This window comes from Ruegeria profundi, from assembly GCF_049800715.1.
Taxonomy (GTDB): Bacteria; Pseudomonadota; Alphaproteobacteria; order Rhodobacterales; family Rhodobacteraceae; genus Ruegeria; species Ruegeria profundi_A.
In genome coordinates this window covers 1-16,832 of record NZ_JBNAFO010000019.1, presented here as the reverse complement: position 1 = coordinate 16,832, position 16,832 = coordinate 1, and the positions used below count along the sequence as shown (strand labels likewise).

At 56.8% G+C, this 16,832-nt stretch carries 16 protein-coding genes; 10 read left to right on the top strand and 6 right to left on the bottom strand.

Annotation, left to right across the window (positions count from 1 at the left end; genetic code table 11):
* Positions 1-5: 5 nt before the first annotated feature.
* Together ACP15L_RS21510 and ACP15L_RS21505 are read left to right on the top strand one after the other, a co-directional pair.
* The gene (locus ACP15L_RS21510) at positions 6-851 is read left to right on the top strand and encodes a fumarylacetoacetate hydrolase family protein (protein WP_170720298.1); all 846 of its coding nucleotides are present in this window, start codon (positions 6-8) and stop codon (positions 849-851) included.
* Positions 848-2,137, top strand: a complete 1,290-nt coding sequence (locus ACP15L_RS21505) for an L-fuconate dehydratase (protein ID WP_425085718.1) — start codon at positions 848-850, stop codon at positions 2,135-2,137. The genes ACP15L_RS21510 and ACP15L_RS21505 overlap by 4 nt, the downstream gene beginning before the upstream one ends.
* Before the next feature lie 417 nt (positions 2,138-2,554).
* Here ACP15L_RS21505 and ACP15L_RS21500 read toward each other — a convergent pair whose 3' ends face one another.
* From ACP15L_RS21500 to dctP, 5 genes are all read right to left on the bottom strand, one after another.
* Positions 2,555-4,069 carry a malonate--CoA ligase gene (locus ACP15L_RS21500; protein WP_425085717.1) on the bottom strand — a complete coding sequence of 505 codons (1,515 nt, stop codon included), beginning with the start codon at positions 4,067-4,069 and terminating at the stop codon, positions 2,555-2,557.
* 5 nt (positions 4,070-4,074) lie between these two features.
* Complete coding sequence (locus ACP15L_RS21495; protein WP_425085716.1) at positions 4,075-5,331, bottom strand: malonyl-CoA decarboxylase; 1,257 nt, start codon at positions 5,329-5,331, stop codon at positions 4,075-4,077.
* Positions 5,328-6,644, bottom strand: a complete 1,317-nt coding sequence (locus tag ACP15L_RS21490; RefSeq protein WP_170463731.1) for a TRAP transporter large permease — start codon at positions 6,642-6,644, stop codon at positions 5,328-5,330. Before ACP15L_RS21490 ends, ACP15L_RS21495 begins: the two co-directional genes overlap by 4 nt.
* Before the next feature lie 5 nt (positions 6,645-6,649).
* Positions 6,650-7,192, bottom strand: coding sequence for a TRAP transporter small permease (locus ACP15L_RS21485; RefSeq protein ID WP_170378218.1), 543 nt, complete (start codon positions 7,190-7,192; stop codon positions 6,650-6,652).
* Positions 7,193-7,285: 93 nt separating this feature from the next.
* The gene (dctP, locus tag ACP15L_RS21480) at positions 7,286-8,272 is read right to left on the bottom strand and encodes a TRAP transporter substrate-binding protein DctP (RefSeq protein WP_170463727.1); all 987 of its coding nucleotides are present in this window, start codon (positions 8,270-8,272) and stop codon (positions 7,286-7,288) included.
* A 134-nt stretch (positions 8,273-8,406) separates the two neighbouring features.
* On the opposite strand from dctP, the gene ACP15L_RS21475 reads away from it, so the two are divergent.
* From ACP15L_RS21475 to ACP15L_RS21440, 8 genes are all read left to right on the top strand, one after another.
* Complete coding sequence (locus ACP15L_RS21475) at positions 8,407-9,066, top strand: GntR family transcriptional regulator (RefSeq protein WP_425085715.1); 660 nt, start codon at positions 8,407-8,409, stop codon at positions 9,064-9,066.
* Between the two features lie 185 nt (positions 9,067-9,251).
* Entirely contained in the window at positions 9,252-9,926 is a 675-nt protein-coding gene (locus tag ACP15L_RS21470; RefSeq protein ID WP_425085714.1) for a Crp/Fnr family transcriptional regulator, read from the top strand.
* Positions 9,927-10,028: 102 nt separating this feature from the next.
* A complete protein-coding gene (locus ACP15L_RS21465; RefSeq protein ID WP_425085713.1) occupies positions 10,029-10,238 on the top strand; it encodes a YgaP family membrane protein in 210 nt (69 codons plus the stop codon).
* The gene (locus ACP15L_RS21460; RefSeq protein ID WP_425085712.1) at positions 10,238-10,672 is read left to right on the top strand and encodes a YeeE/YedE family protein; all 435 of its coding nucleotides are present in this window, start codon (positions 10,238-10,240) and stop codon (positions 10,670-10,672) included. Before ACP15L_RS21465 ends, ACP15L_RS21460 begins: the two co-directional genes overlap by 1 nt.
* Positions 10,673-10,675: 3 nt before the next feature.
* The gene (locus ACP15L_RS21455) at positions 10,676-11,113 is read left to right on the top strand and encodes a DUF6691 family protein (RefSeq protein WP_425085711.1); all 438 of its coding nucleotides are present in this window, start codon (positions 10,676-10,678) and stop codon (positions 11,111-11,113) included.
* 24 nt (positions 11,114-11,137) lie between these two features.
* Complete coding sequence (locus tag ACP15L_RS21450; RefSeq protein ID WP_425085710.1) at positions 11,138-12,022, top strand: MBL fold metallo-hydrolase; 885 nt, start codon at positions 11,138-11,140, stop codon at positions 12,020-12,022.
* A 21-nt stretch (positions 12,023-12,043) separates the two neighbouring features.
* Positions 12,044-13,723, top strand: coding sequence for a TIGR01244 family sulfur transferase (locus tag ACP15L_RS21445; protein ID WP_425085709.1), 1,680 nt, complete (start codon positions 12,044-12,046; stop codon positions 13,721-13,723).
* 23 nt (positions 13,724-13,746) lie between these two features.
* Positions 13,747-15,501: a SulP family inorganic anion transporter gene (locus ACP15L_RS21440; RefSeq protein WP_425085708.1), complete on the top strand. Its 1,755-nt coding sequence runs from the start codon at positions 13,747-13,749 to the stop codon at positions 15,499-15,501.
* Between the two features lie 1,040 nt (positions 15,502-16,541).
* Here ACP15L_RS21440 and ACP15L_RS21435 read toward each other — a convergent pair.
* The coding region (locus ACP15L_RS21435) for a hypothetical protein (protein WP_425085056.1) at positions 16,542-16,832 on the bottom strand (291 nt) is incomplete at its 5' end.

The following is a 16,832-nucleotide window of genomic DNA, read 5'->3' as shown; positions in this document are numbered from 1 at the left end:
TTGAGATGAAACTGCTGCGTTACGGTCCGGTCGGACAAGAAAAACCCGGCCTTATGGATGAAAATGGCGTGATCCGCGATTTGTCGGGTGTCATTGACGATATAGCGGGCGACGCGTTGTCGGATGCCGGGCTTGATGCCTTGCGCGCGTTGGATGTGGATGCTCTGCCCGAGGTCGAAGGTACCCCGCGCATTGGAGCCTGTGTCGGGCATGTGGGCAAGTTCATTTGCATCGGCCTGAACTATGCCGACCACGCTGCTGAATCTGGCATGGCCCTGCCCGAAGAACCGGTGATCTTCTTCAAGGCGACCTCGGCGATCATGGGGCCTGATGACACTGTGGAAATCCCCCGCAACTCAGTCAAAACCGATTGGGAGGTCGAACTGGGTGTGGTGATCGGCAAGCATACAAAATACGTATCCGTCGAGGACGCGCTGGACCATGTCGCGGGCTATTGCGTGGTCAACGATCTGTCGGAACGCGACTTCCAGCTGCACCGCTCGGGCCAGTGGGTCAAGGGCAAGTCCGCCGACACGTTTGGCCCCATCGGCCCATGGCTGGTGACGCGTGATGAGGTGTCGGACCCGCAGAACCTGCCGATGTATCTTGAGGTGAATGGGCACCGGTATCAGGACGGCTCGACAAAAACGATGCATTTTGACGTAGCAACCGTGATCTCGCACTTGTCGCAATTCATGTCACTGCAGCCGGGCGATGTGATCTCAACCGGGACACCTCCGGGCGTGGGTATGGGGCAGGACCCGCAGACCTACCTCAAGCCCGGCGACCGGATGGAGCTGGGAATCGAAGGGTTGGGCGTTCAGCGCCAAACCGTTGAGGCCAGCAAGTGACCCGGATAAACGGCATTCGAACCGAGGATCTGAGGTTCCCGACCTCGGACAGTCTGGACGGGTCGGATGCGATGAACCCCGACCCCGACTACTCGGCGGCTTATGTGGTGCTGGAAACTGACGGCGCGCATGAGGGTCACGGACTGACCTTCACCATTGGCCGCGGCAATGAGATCTGTGTGGCCGCGATCCAAGCCCTCGGTGCGTTGGTCAAAGGGCTGGAGCTGGACTGGATCACCGACGATATGGGCCGGTTCTGGCGTCATATCACCGGCGACAGCCAACTGCGTTGGATTGGTCCCGACAAGGGGGCGATCCACCTAGCGACCGGCGCGGTCGTGAACGCCGCGTGGGATCTGTGGGCCAAAGAGGCCGGCAAACCCGTCTGGCAATTGGTCAGCGAAATGACCTCCGAAGAGATCGTGCGCCTGATCGACTTCCGCTATGTGACCGATGCGATCACCCCGGATGAGGCGTTAGCGATGCTCCGCGCCGCTGAACCGGGCAAAGCGGAGCGTATCGCTAAACTGAAGGCCGAGGGCTATCCTTGCTACACAACCTCGGCGGGCTGGCTGGGCTATCCCGACGACAAGCTGCGCCGCCTGTGCCATGAGGCTAAGGAGGCGGGCTTTACTCATACCAAGTTCAAAGTTGGCCGCGATCTGGATGACGACATTCGCCGCCTGACCATCGCACGTGAAGTACTGGGCGAAGACATGAACATCATGATCGACGCTAATCAGGTGTGGGAGGTCGATCAGGCGATCCGCTGGGTCAAGGCGCTGTCCTTTGCGCGACCCTTCTTCATCGAAGAACCCACCAGCCCTGACGACGTTTTTGGCCACAAGGCGATCCGTGAAGGCGTCGCGCCGGTCAAGGTGGCGACGGGCGAGATGTGCCAGAACCGGATCATGTTCAAGCAGTTCATCAAGGAAGGCGCGATCGACATCGTTCAGATCGACAGCTGCCGGATGGGTGGGCTGAACGAGGTGCTCGCGGTCATGCTGATGGCGGCAAAATACGATCTGCCGGTTTGGCCCCATGCCGGAGGCGTGGGCCTGTGCGAATACGTCCAGCATATGTCGATGATAGACTACATCGCGATCTCGGGTGAGAAGGACAGCAAGCGGATCGAGTATGTCGATCACCTGCATGAGCACTTTATCCACCCATGCGTGGTTAAGAACGGAGCCTATTTGGCGCCGGCGCAGCCCGGGTTCTCGATCGAGATGAAAACCGACAGCATCAGAGAGTTCCGGTTTCTGCCCCCAATGGCAGCGGAATAAACCCCTATGGCTTGCCTCAAATAGCAACATCAATCGGGCTGCGCTTTACCCGACCTGAAGGAGATACAATACGTTCAACTTTGGGAAACGGCCTTTGGGGCCGCCAGTATTGTTGGGCTCGGCGAAACCGCAGCTTTGTCGCAACGCCGGTTTACTGCAAGAAACTTTGACCCACCATGCGCGATACATGACACCATCCAAGTATTGGCTCAGGTTTTCGAACCATACCATGACGGATTGCCAGCTGATTCGTCATGCAGGTTATGAAAAAAATGTATATCTGCGAACTGGCCAAGACGCTTCGACAGGTTTGACTAAGTGACATCTAACATGTTTTTCGCGCACCGCTTTTGCGAAATTGGGGCAAGCCGCAGTTACCCTGACGTTGCATTGTTTGATCGGAAAAACGGCATCCTCTCATGCGGCCACGAACATATCCTTGTACTGGTCACGCAGGATGTTCTTTTGAACCTTTCCCATAGTGTTGCGGGGAAGTTCATCCATCAGAATCAACTTCCGGGGGTGTTTGAACCGCGCGAGGCTGTTGCACACAGCAGCCTGCATCTGTTCAAGGTTGGGGGTCTCGCCCGGTTCCGCGACAATCACACCAAGAACCGTTTCACCGAAGTCCGGGTGGGGTACGCCGACGACGGCGCTTTCCAGCACGCCGGGTTGGTCATCCAGCACCAGTTCAATCTCCTTGGGGTAGATATTGTAACCGCCTGAGATGATCAGGTCCTTGTTTCGGCCTACGATCTGGACATAGCCCTTTTCATCGATCCGGCCCAGGTCGCCGGTGATGAAAAAGCCGTTCTCGCGCAACTCGGCCGCGGTTTTTTCAGGCATTTGCCAATAGCCTTTGAATACGTTTGGTCCGCGCACCTCGATCTCTCCGATCTCGCCATTGGGCAGGGCGTTGCCATCAGAGTCGCAGATTTTCAGTTCAACCCCGGGCAGAGGGACCCCGACGGTGCCTGCGCGACGCTCCCCTTCATAGGGGTTTGACGTATTCATGTTGGTTTCGGTCATGCCGTAGCGTTCGAGTATGCGGTGTCCGGTGCGCTGTTCGAACTGCACATGTGTTTCGGCCAGCAAGGGCGCGGAACCGGAAACAAACAGGCGCATGTGTTCGGTCAGTTCCTTTGTGAACCGACTGTCATCCAACAGGCGTGTGTAGAAAGTGGGCACGCCCATCATCGTCGTGGCCTGAGGAATCCAACGGACAATCTCGTCCAGATCGAACTTGGGCATGAAGATGATTCTGCTGCCCGCAGCCAGGGACACATTGGTTGCCACAAACAGTCCGTGAGTGTGAAAGATCGGCAGCGCGTGCAGCAGCACATCGTCGGATGTGAAACGCCATTCTTCGACGAGCGTTTCGGCATTCGACAACAGGTTGTTCTGGGTCAACATCGCGCCTTTGGACCGGCCCGTGGTGCCCGATGTGTAGAGGAATGCCGCCAAATCCTCGCCGTCCCGATCGACTGTGTCGAAACTGATAGGCATAGCCGATGCCTTTTCCATCAGGCTACCGCTGCCATCCGCGTTCAGGGTCTCTACGCGCGCGCTCAGTTGCGCGCCAATGGGGGCAAGTTTCTCTTCACTTTTGGCGTCACAGACAATCAGCGAGGCACCGCTGTTTTCAATAAAGTAGGTCAGCTCATCGACGGTATAGGCGGTATTCAAGGGTAAAAACACCAGGCCGGCCTGCGCGCAGGCGGCATAGAGGGCCAGCGCTTCTGCTGATTTCTCGATCTGCGCCGCAACCCGGTCGCCGGGTTTTAGGCCTAACTGTGTGGTCAGGTGGGCGATCTGCGCTGCGGTGTTCAGAAAGTCCTGATGCGTTATTTCCGAACCGTCGAGCAGATGCAAAAAAGGTGTGTCCTTACCGGCGTGAGCGCCGAACAAACCGTCATAGAGAGGATTGGCCATAGGGATTACCTTTCCTGTGTCGATGTGAGAGAGGCGGACGCGGCAAGCGATCTGACCTCGGTCGAGGCGATCACCTCGCGGGTATTCGCAAAGTGTTCGTGGTTCTGCGACACGCGGCTGAGGTCATAGAGATAATTGACCATGGTGCCACCGGACTGTGCCCGCCCCTTGTCCGAAGTATCCGCATCGGCATGAACCGCGTGAACCAACGCACCGTTTCCAAGATGGAACCGCGCCACCGGGTCGAAAGGCATTTTGCCTCGGCCCTTGGCGTTCAGCAGGTAATGCGCCGCCAGCGCCTTCATCTGATCGGGCTTTTCAACTTCCCATTCGATGTTTTCCTGCATCAGCCACTGGCTCAGGCCGGGAATGGGCGACAGAGTGACAAAGGTCTTCAGCCCCGACATTTCCGCCGCCAAATCCGAGGCCACTTGCTTGATCAGCGAGTTGCCGAACGAGATGCTGGCCAACCCGGCCTGACAGTTCGAGATCGAGTAGAACACAGCCGTATCCGCCTGATCCTGCGGCAGCGGATCACGGTCTTCGGCAAGCAGTGCCTGCACAGAGCCCGGGATGCCTTGGTTCAGCGCCACTTCGACAAAGATCAGCGGCTCATCAGGCATTGAGGGGTGGAAGAATGCAAAGCAGCGCCGGTCAGTGGGCTCCAGCCTGCGGCGCAGGTCGTCCCAGCTGTCGATGGCGTGGACTGCCTCATAAGCAATGATCTTTTCGAGAATATGCGCCGGGCTTTCCCAGTTGATCGGACGCAGCACCAGAAAGCCACGGTTGAACCAGCTGGCGAATAGATGCCGGAAGTCCAGATCCAGCGCCTGCAGTTCTGGCTCCTTGCCGCCCAGTCGCAGCAGATCGGCACGCATCTGTACCAGTGCGCCGGTGGCACCGGGCACCCGGTTCAATCGGCGGATCATTTCCTGCCGGGCCGGTTCCACCGCAGCCGCAAAGCTGCGATAGGTCGCTTTCGACGGGTCGCGTTCGTATTCATCCAGCGACGACCGCACCGCCTCGGGGTCGATATTCATGGCCGAGGCGATATAGCGGAGGAACTCCAGCTTTTCCTCGTCGCCCAGAGTGTCGAACCGGGTTAGGATTTCCTCGGCCAGCGCCAGCCCCGAAGTCTCGCCCGCTGACCCGACCAGAGCATCGGCCAGTTCGGTCAGCGGGCGGCCATCGAGAGCCGCGGCGCCCGAGCGGCGATAGCGTCGCTCGAACACGGTGGACAGAAGATCCGCCAGAAGGGTCATACCGCCGCTCCCATCACCAGGTCAGGCAGCCAGGTGGCCAGACCGGGGAACAGGCACAGCAGGACAATCGCGATTACCATGCAGGCCACGAAGGGGAGGGAGCCTGTCAGGATGGTCTTCAACGAGATGTCGGGCGCGATGCCGTTGATCACATAGAGGTTCAGGCCGACAGGGGGCGAGATCAGGCCAATCTCCATGTTGATGGTCAGTACAACCGCAAACCAGATCGGATCGAAGCCAGCGGTGGTGATGATCGGCAGCAGGATCGGCGCCGCCATCAGGATCACAGCCACGGGCGGCAGGAAGAACCCGGCGATCAGCAGGAACACGTTGACCGCACCCATCAGAACCCAGCGGTTCACGTCCAGCGTACCGATCCATTCGGCAATCGCCTGCGTGATGAACAGCGAGCTGAGCATGTACGAGAACACACCGGCAGCGGCGATGATGAACAGGATCATCACGCTTTCCTTGGTGCTGTCGCGCAGCACGACCCAGATATCCTTGGGGTTCCACAGCTTGTAGATGATCATTGCGATCAGCAGGCAGAGCAGGGCGCCAACGGCAGCCGTTTCCGACGGCGTGGCGATACCGCCATACATGGCGTACAGCACACCCAGAATGATGCCGAGGAAGGGTAGAACCCGCGGCAGGATCTCGAAACGTTCACGCCAAGTGTAGCTTCCAGACCCCAGACGGGTGGCGTCACCGGATTTCCAGGTCGAATAAAGCGACCAGGCCATGAACAGACCAACCAGCATCAGGCCGGGGATCACGCCGGCCAAAAACAGGCGACCAATCGAGGTCTCGGTGGCGATGCCGTAGACGATCATAGTGACCGAGGGCGGGATCAAGATGCCAAGCGTACCACCTGCAGCGATGGAACCTGCGGCAACGCCGTCGGGATAGCCGCGCTTGCGCATCTCGGGGATGCCCATCTTGCCGATGGCGGCACATGTGGCAGGTGAAGATCCGGACATGGCTGCGAACAAAGCGCAGGCGCCAAGGTTGGATACGACCAACCCTCCGGGTACACGGGTCAGCCAGCGTTCCAAGGCTTCGTACAAGTCGGCTCCGGCCCTCGTCGACGCGATGGACGCCCCCATGATGATGAACATCGGGATCGACAGAAGGGCAAAGTTATCCAGCTTTCCGAACAAAATCTCAGGCATCAGTTCCAGCGAACGCGGGCCGTCGAAGACAATCAGAAACCCGGCTGAAACGATCAGCAAACCGATGGCGACCGACACGCCCGAAAACAGAACAAGGATGGTGGCGATGGCGACAATGGCGCCGAGCAGAAGGGGGTCCATCGGCTTTACTCCAGACCAAAGGGTTTATCGATGCCAAGCAGGACGGCGACGAGGTCAGCAATCAGCTGAAGCAGCAGCAATCCAAAGCCGACCGGGATGGACAGGTAGGGAATCCACAGGCGCACACCCCATACGGTGTCGGATTTCCAGCCACGCTCCCATGCGAAGTGCCAATACTCGTAGCCGTAGAACAGCATGACAGAGACGATGGCGATGGACAGGGCCGAGGTCAGGATCGCCATAAAATAGCGGGGGCGCGGGGCCAGCGAGATCGGGATCAGGTCGACATTCACATGCCCACGCAGGCGTTGCACATAAGGCAGACCAACAAGCGTAGCAGCGATGACAAGATAGATGACCGCTTCGGTCTGCCAGATGGTCGAGCCATTCAGGACAAAGCGCACGACGATCATTTGGCAGGTGATGGCGACGGCAGCAACGATCATAGCTGCGGAACACCATCCGGCCAGAGTTGAAAGCGCAGCGACAAGACGAAGGAAAGGATTGTTCCCGGTATGGGAAGCAACGGCAGAGCTATGGCCAGCCATTTGCGTCTCCTAGTGATTGAGATGCAATTAAGTCTGAAGATCAGAACTGAGATCAGTGCCGGGCGGCAGCAAGGCCGCCCAGGCGAGAAAGGGTCACTCGACCGCCAGAGCCTTGTCCAGCAGCTCCTGCCCGTCCGGGACTTCTTCCACGAACGCCTTATAGGATGTTTCCTGCGCCAGAGAGCGCCATGCTTCGAAGTCTTCCGCGCTCATTTCGGCGATCTCAACGCCCGCTTCGGCGAAGACTTTGGCTGAGTTTGCGTCCTGCTTCTTGGCTTCTTCCAGATAGTAGGTCTGTGCCTTTTCAGACGCGGCCAGCAATGCGGCCTGCTGATCTTCGTTCAGCCCATCGAAGGTGGATTTGTTCATCAGCAGTGGCTGATACATGAACCACAAGGCAACGTCGCCCGCCGGAGTGTAGCAACTGACCTGTTCGTAGATGCGATAGCTGACGAAGGACGATGACGACGTATTGGCCGCCTGCAAAACACCAGTCTGCATCGCGTTGTAGATTTCCGATGACGCCATCGAGGCGATCGAAGCATCGGCCCCGGCCAGCATCTGCTCAAAGGATTTACCCGCTGCGCGCGTCTGCAAACCTGCGATATCTTCGGGCTTGGTGATGCACTTGTCTTTTCCGGCAAAACCACCAGCCAGATAGCCATGGACCAGAACCATCACATCATCCTCGGCCATCTTCTCTTCCAACGCCTCCATGAAGGGAGACTCGGAGAGACGCGCTGCGTGATCGTGGTTTTTCACCAAGCCGGGCATCAAAGTCAGGTTATAGGCGGGCTGCTGACCACCGGCATAGCTGAGCGGCAGAACGGTCATGTCCAGCTGACCTCGGCTGAGCGGCTTGTATTGCTCGCGCGGCTTGAACAGCGATTTTGAACCGAAAATCTTGATCTCCAGATCGACATCGGCGGCTGCGACCTCATCGGCCACGATCTGTGCGACCTGGTGACGGATGTCCTTGTTGGACCACTGGTGCGACAGGCGCAGCTCTTTTGCGGATACAAGCGTGCCAGCAGATACAAGTGCGGCGACAGCAACGGCTGTCTTAAAAATGGTTTTCATTATTTCCTCCCTGTTTCGACCCGGCGCACCGGGGTCAGGGTATGCTTAAGTCGGTTATGTTTTTTAGTCAATGTTTTTGTATACAAGATCAATGCTCTTGAATTTTTTGCAAATTGAGTCCTATACATAATCCTATGGACTTACGACTTGCCGATAATATCGCCCAGGAACTGGAAGAGTTGATCTTTGACGGTACATTCTCAGACGGCGACCGTCTGGATGAGGTCAAATTGGCCGAACAGTTTGGAGTCTCAAGGACGCCACTTAGAGAGGCATTTCAACGACTTGCGCTGTCGGGACTGGTCGATCTCATCCCGCGTCGTGGTGCCTTTGTACGACAGCCGGGCCCGGTAGAACTGATGGAGATGTTCGAGGTCATGGCCGAGTTCGAAGCTGTCTGTGGCCGACTTGCCGCTATGCGTATTTCCGAGGAGGCCTTGAAAGACCTGACAGACGCGAACGCGAGATGTCAGCAGGCCGTCGATACTGGTGATCCAGATACGTACTATCTCGAAAACGAACGGTTTCATCGCATAATTTACAAGCAATCCGGGAATTCGTTTCTGGAACAAGAGGCCTCCAAACTGCATCGGCGCCTCAAACCTTTCCGGCGGCAACAGCTTCGATTTCGTGGCCGTATGGCGCAGTCGATGTCCGAACATGAGGACATCGTTCGCGCTCTTGAGGACGGCTTGGCGGACGATACTGCCAATGCCCTTCGTTCCCATGTCGCAGTTCAAGGCGAGAAGTTTCATAACCTCATGGCATCGCTTAAAAACACTGCTGAGCGATAAGCGGGCGGGGGTTCACCACCTCCAGCCACGCAGCCCAATTCTATTCCAGCACGGGGAAATGCCATGTGACAGGAATGGCGTCTTTCAGAACGCGGTTGTTCGCCTCACATTCAAAATATCGCATTGAGTAGCGGCACGGTTCTGGCAAAATTGCTACGGCAGTCAAAATGGTGGGATTATCGGCTATGGAACACTCATGGATTGATAAGTTCAAAGGTCTCAGCCGCCTACCGGATACTGTGCGCAACGATCTGATCAGCGGTAGCCAGATCGTCAACGTACCCGCTGGCACCCAGATATTCGCGCCAGGCCAAACGGTTGACAATCTATTGCTTCTTTTGGAGGGAACCGTCCGGGTTCAGCAGAAATCTGAGACCGGGCGCGAGGTGTTCCTCTACCGTGTTCATGCCGGTGAAAGCTGCGTGCTGACCACGGCGTGTATGCTGGCCTTTGAAGACTATTCCGCCGACGGCATAGCCGAGACAGACGTTTCAGCGGTGGCTATCCCGCGCCAAACGTTCGACGATCTGGTTGCGAAATCCCCTGTGTTTCGCGAGTTCGTCTTTACAGCTTACTCTCGCCGGATCACCGATCTCTTTACTTTGATCGACGATATCGTGTTCAAGCGTATGGACGTACGACTGGCTTCTCGGCTGCTAGAGCTGGCGGGGGCAGGCGAGACCGTACACGCAACGCATGCTGTGCTTAGTACAGAGCTGGGCACGGCGCGCGAAGTGATCTCGCGGACCTTGGCGGAATTCCAACGCCGTGGCTGGGTAGAACAGTCGCGTGGCGAAGTCTGCTTGACCGACCGTGAGGGGCTGGAACGCTTGGCAAGATCGGCGACGCCCGAGGTCTGAACACAAACTTTGTATTTGCTTCGGCAGTTTGGTGACCATGTCACCAAAGCTGTGAGCAGCGCTGTGTAATTGTGATTTCATCGATTCCCGATGGAGAGTGACATGACCACAAATATGGGCAAACTTGACCGCACGTTGCGCATTCTGATTGCTGCGATGCTTTTATACTTGGCTTTGGGCACGAGTGTGCTGGGGGCTGGGCTCCTGTTCTGGCTAGCGTTGATCGTAGCGAGTGTGTTCACCCTCACGGCCTTTGTAGGCAACTGCCCGCTTTACCGCATCGTTGGCCTAAAGACATGTCAGGACTGCTGATGATCGAGACAGCATTTACCCCTTGGGCGTCGCTGACAGGCGGCGTTCTGATTGGAGTAGCCTCGGTTCTGCTGATGTTGCTGATTGGGCGCGTGATGGGGGCAACCGGTGTTTTGGCCGGTCTGTTGCGGCCGGCATCTTCCAGTGATTTTGCTTGGCGCTCTGCGTTGCTGGCCGGCATGGCGACCGGCCCCGTGGTGGTGTGGTCGATGTCTGGGCACATGCCTCAGGTACAGGTGCCGGTCTCCACTGCCGCGTTTGTTCTGGGCGGTGTGATTGTTGGTGTAGGCGTAACCCTGGGTGGAGGCTGCACCTCGGGCCATGGCGTGTGTGGAATGGCCAGACTAAGCGTTCGCTCAATCGCAGCCACAGCAACGTTTATGCTGTTCGCCTTTGCCACCGTTTTCGTCACACGCCACGTTTTTGGAGTATAGAGCGTGAAACTCATCGCAACCTATCTGATCGGTTTGGTCTTCGGTGTCGGCATCTCGCTTTCCGGCATGGCCAACCCAGCCAAGGTGCTGAATTTCTTCGACCTGTTTGGTGCCTGGGACCCGTCCCTGATCTTTGTCATGGGAGGCGCGCTGATAACCACCTTTGTCGGCTACAAGATGGTCTTCGGCCGCGCCGCGCCCGTGCTTGAACCTGCGTTTCATTTGCCATCGGCGCGAAAGATCGACGCCAAGCTCGTCGGTGGGTCCGCCCTGTTCGGCATCGGTTGGGGCATCGCCGGATTCTGCCCGGGTGGCGCATTGCCCGCACTGGGCACGGGCCAATGGGAGGTCTTTGCGTTCGTCGGTGCCTTGGTCGTGGGCGTCGCCCTCGGCAAGGGCCTGCAGGCGGCGCTGGCTCCTGATTTGCAAACACATACCTGAGTTAAAACCCGGAGGAGACAAGATATGGCCACTTACCCTGTAAACATGGCGATCAAGCCAGACGTATTTGCGTTCTTTGACGCTGCAACGAACACGATCAGCTACATCGTGAAAGACCCGGACTCGAGCGCTTGCGCGATCGTCGACAGTGTCATGGATATCGACTATGCGGCCGGGCGTATCACCTTTGACCACGCGGATGAACTGATCCGGACCGTGGTCGACAAGGGCCTGCAGCTGGAGTGGATTATCGAAACCCATGTGCATGCCGATCATCTGTCCGCTGCGCCGTATATTCAGGAAAAACTAGGGGGCAAGATCGGGGTCGGCTCCAAAATCACCGTGGTGCAGGATACGTTCGGCAAGGTCTTCAACGAAGGAACCGAGTTTCAACGTGACGGCTCGCAATTCGATGCGTTGTTCGAAGATGGCGACACCTATATGATTGGGAATATGCAGGCCTATGCCATGTACACGCCCGGACATACGCCAGCCTGCATGGTTCATGTCATGGGTGACGCGGCCTTTGTTGGGGACACGCTTTTCATGCCGGACGGGGGCTCGGCCCGGGCCGATTTTCCGGGCGGCGACGCCGGCGTTCTGTATGACTCGATCCAGAAAGTTCTGGCATTGCCGTATGAGACGCGTCTTTTCATGTGCCACGACTATGGGCCGAACGGGCGCGATATTGCCTGGGAAACCAGCGTAGCCGAGGAAAAGGCCCACAATATCCATGTTGGCGGTGGCAAGACAAAAGAAGAATTCGTCAAGTTTCGCACCGAACGCGATGCAACACTGGCGATGCCAAACCTCATTATCCCTTCACTGCAGGTCAACATGAGAGCAGGCGAGGTGCCCAAGGATCCCGACGGCAACCCGATGCTCAAAGTGCCTGTAAACACCCTCTAATGGGCCAGAAGGAGAACAGAGATGGAGTTTCGCACGATATCACCCAAATTCACCGTCAGCCCTCAGATCTCGGTCGAGGATGTCGGGACAATCGCTGCGCGGGGTTTCCGCGCGATCATCTGCAATCGGCCAGATAGCGAAGGGGCGGATCAGCCCTCGTTCAAGGAAATCGCCGCCTCGGCCAAGGCCGCAGGGATCGAAGCCCGCTATGTTCCCGTGCAATCAGGCATGGTGAAAGATCAGGATGTCGAGGCGTTTGGCGCAGCGCTTGAGGACCTGCAACGCCCGGTGTTTGCCTATTGTCGCACCGGGACACGCTCGGCCACGCTATGGTCCTTTCACGAGGCTATGAAACGGCCGATTGCCGAAATCCTGACAGCCACCAAGGCAGCGGGCTACGACATGAACGGCGTGGCCCGCCGGATCGCAAATGGCGGCAAGACCCCAACAGATACGGGCGACGCCCATATTCAGGTTGTGATTGTCGGCGCGGGGGCAGGGGGGATCTCGGTCGCTGCCAGTCTGAAATCGAGGCAACCCGATCTGGATATTGCCGTCATTGATCCGTCAGATGTTCACTACTACCAGCCCGGTTGGACCATGGTGGGCGGCGGTATCTTTGATGCCCAGACGACGGCCAAGACCATGGGCAGTCTGATCCCCAAAGGCGTGCATTGGATCAAGGCGGCCGTCGCCGCGTTTGAGCCGGAAAGCAACGCCGTCGTTTTGGATGGTTGCCGAGTGGTGAAATACGACCGACTTGTCGTCTGCCCGGGTCTGAAGCTGGATTGGGGCAAGGTCGAGGGGCTAGAGGAAACTCTTGGCCGCAACGGCGTAACCTCGAACTATCGCTATGATCTTGCACCATATACGTGGCAGTTGGTGCGTGAGATGCAAAAGGGCAGGGCAATTTTTACCCAGCCACCGATGCCAATCAAATGTGCCGGTGCGCCGCAAAAGGCCATGTACCTATCCGGCGACACCTGGTCTCGGCGGGGCGTTTTGAACGACATTGACATCCAGTTCATGAATGCGGGCGGAGTGCTGTTCGGCGTCAAGGACTATGTCCCGGCGCTGGAGGACTATGTTAAAAAATACGACGCCTCGTTGAATTTCTTCCACAATCTCGTTGCAATCGACGGCCCCGCAAAGACGGCGGTGTTCCAGGTGACCCAACCAGACAATGAGCCGCGCAAGGTCGAAGTCTCCTTTGACATGATCCATGTCTGCCCACCGCAGACCGCTCCAGATTTCGTACGGGTGTCACCGCTTGCGGATGCGGCTGGGTGGGTCGATGTCGATCAGGTCACGCTAAGGCACAAGAGCTTTGACAATATCTGGTCCCTGGGCGATGTGATGAATGCACCGAACGCTAAAACAGCGGCGGCGGCACGCAAGCAGGCGCCCACCGTGGCGGATAACATCGTGGCTGACATCGCAGGTCGGTCTGCGACGGCGCAATATGACGGTTATGGCTCGTGCCCGCTGACCGTCGAACGCGGTAAGATCGTATTGGCCGAGTTCGGCTATGGCGGTGCGCTCAAGCCCAGTTTTCCGCGTTTTCTTATAGACGGCACCAAACCCAGTCGCTTGGCGTGGTTTCTAAAGGAAAGCCTGCTGCCGCCGATTTATTGGAAGGCAATGCTGCGTGGCAAGGAATGGATGGCGCGTCCTGAAAAACTGAACGTGGTCCCGGAATAGTCCTGCGCATCGGAAGACCTCAGATGATTAACAACCTTCGCCGATTGGTCCCCGTTCTGGATTGGGGCCGGAATTATACGCGCGGCGCATTTTCCAACGACCTGATTGCGGCCTTGATCGTGACGATTATGTTGATCCCGCAATCGCTTGCCTACGCTCTGTTGGCGGGATTGCCGCCCGAGGCTGGCATCTACGCGTCGATTGTTCCGATTGTGCTTTATGCGATCTTCGGGACAAGCCGCGCGCTGGCAGTCGGGCCGGTGGCCGTGGTGTCGCTTTTGACCGCCACCGCGATCGGGCAGGTGGCCGAGCAGGGCACAGCAGGCTATGCCGTCGCAGCGCTGACCTTGGCCTTTCTGTCTGGCGCGTTTCTGGTGCTTATGGGCGTGATGCGGTTGGGGTTCATGGCCAATTTCCTCAGCCACCCAGTGATTGCCGGGTTTATCACAGCCTCCGGCGTTTTGATTGCGACCAGTCAGCTCAGGCACATTCTGGGTGTCGATGCGCATGGGCACACACTGCCTGAAATGATCGGATCAATCCTTGCGCATTTACCCGAGACAAATTGGGTGACGCTGGCAATCGGCAGCCTTGCCACCGGCTTTTTGTTCTGGGTGCGCAAGCACCTCAAACATTTTCTTGGGTTCTTGGGGGCAGGGCCGGTTCTTGCCAACATTCTGACGAAAGCCGGGCCTGTCGCCGCCGTGGTCGCCACAACTGTTACCGTCTGGGCTTTGGGTCTGAATGCTCAAGGGGTGCAGATTGTAGGGACGGTGCCACAGGGCTTGCCTCCGTTCACAATGCCTGACCTTTCCCTTGATCTTGTAGGAGAGCTGATTGCTCCGGCGATCCTGATTTCGATCATCGGATTTGTTGAAAGTGTCTCGGTCGCGCAGACACTGGCCGCAAAGAAACGCCAGCGGATTGATCCGGATCAGGAGTTGATCGGTTTGGGCGCAGCCAATCTGGGGGCAGCGTTTACTGGGGGCTATCCGGTTACGGGTGGGTTTGCGCGTTCGGTTGTCAATTTTGATGCCGGAGCGGAAACACCGGCTGCCGGTGCATTCACTGCCGTAGGGCTAGCCATCGCCGCCTTTGCACTGACCCCGTTAGTCTACTTCCTGCCCAAGGCCACTTTGGCCGCGACGATCATTGTTGCCGTCCTAAGTCTTGTGGATTTTTCAGTTCTGAAAAAGACATGGGTCTATTCTCGCGCAGATTTTGTAGCGGTCGCCGCCACCATTGGCCTTACGTTGGGGTTGGGGGTCGAGGTGGGGGTTGCCTCGGGCGTGGTAACCTCGATCCTGCTGCACCTTTACAAGACTTCGCGCCCGCATGTGGCCGAGGTCGGGCTCGTGCCCGGCTCGCAGCATTTCCGCAACATTCTACGTCACGAGGTTGAAACCATCCCGTCCATAGTGACGTTACGCGTGGATGAAAGCCTGTATTTCGTCAACGCGCGGTTTCTGGAAGATCTGATCCAGCACCGTGTGCCTGACGGAAGCAGTGTCAGTCATGTGATCTTGATGTTTTCAGCGGTGAACGAAGTTGACTACTCCGCGTTGGAAAGTCTTGAAGCGATCAACCAGCGCTTGTCAGATATGGGCGTCGGTCTGCATCTGTCGGAGGTCAAGGGACCGGTCATGGACAGGCTGAAGCGATCTCATTTCCTTGATCAATTGAACGGTCGAGTATTTCTGTCGCAATATGAGGCTTGGATCACGGTCGGCGCGCATGACAATGTTGTTGAGACAGTCCGAAACCGCTCGAAGCTTTAGATTTGTCAGGCTTAACTTCCGATTGAAGCGCGGCGCTTACGCCCTGTATAGCGAGTGATAAATGGCAGTAACGAATCCTCTGACGGGTGTGTCTCCGCTCAACATACAGTAGGCGTATTCCCACATCCTTTTTTGAAATGGACAACCGTTCGTCGGTTCCTCCAACAGTTCTTTTGCGACGAAACCTGCCTTTGGCATCTGTAAAACGCCCGTTTGGGTCATAGTAACGAATATCCCAAGTGTAAGCATCCGGCCAATATGCAATCTTCTAGCCAAGACTAGTGAAACCGCGATTTGTATGTATCCTGAAAGAGTGCAGATTTTTTATCATAATCATAACTATGCGATGTAAATATCGAAATTATGCCTTTTGTCGGAGTACGTAGTCAATGGGACCGAATTATTGAGACACATCACCCATTGAATTCGACACCTTAAGATACTTGCGCTTATTTAATGTTTCGATGGTTCAAGCGTTTCAAGTCTACATCAAACGAAACGCCAGTGAGCCTCTTCGCAACCCGGAAACCGGCGCAGTTTGTTTTACTTGAGTTTAGTTGATCAGCAGAATGCCCTGCCCCTGCACTCAGCCCAAAGCGGCCGATTGCGTCAGCCGCATCGAAGGACTGCTTCGAGCCCACTTTGACCGATGCTGCTCGACGCCCCAATGACAGCAATGCGCAGAAAGCGGACTTTGCAAAGTCTTGGGTACAGATCGTAATAGAAGTCTATTTTCTCAGAACTCTGGGCCTAAGCATCGCTGACTGGGGATTAGAAACGCGAACGACGGATTCAGTTTAAAGGTTCAAATCCATCTCAGCGGATCGCCCAGAGACTGTTGATCTTCCCCGAGTTCAGAGCGGAGTGAACAAAAAGAATGATGCGGCGTGACGCCAATTTATTTCCTACCGACCCGGAGCGGGCAGGGATTGGCTCAAGGCAGTTCCAGGAAGGGTCAAGATAGACGCAGAAAACAAATGGCTGAACAGAGTTCTGGACTGTGACATAGATGATCTTCGCCGAGGTTGGGTGTGGGTGAACTAGTAGTTGAAACGCAAACCTAAACCGGCACCTTTATCGTAGGGGCGGTCGGAACCTATACCGATGAGGAAATCAGCATAAATTGCGATGCCAGGACTGAGGTTCTTGCCAATCTGGAACTCAGCGGTCGCTGGCCAAGCATCATTCTCCCAGTCATATGGTGCTTTGATATCAGCCTTGACCCAGTACCCATCGCCAAACGGTTGTAGCGCAATCAACCGCATCGCGGTTTGGTTTATGTCCGTCGGGCCATTGTATGAAGCAAAATGCTGGAGCAGTGGGATCAGCGT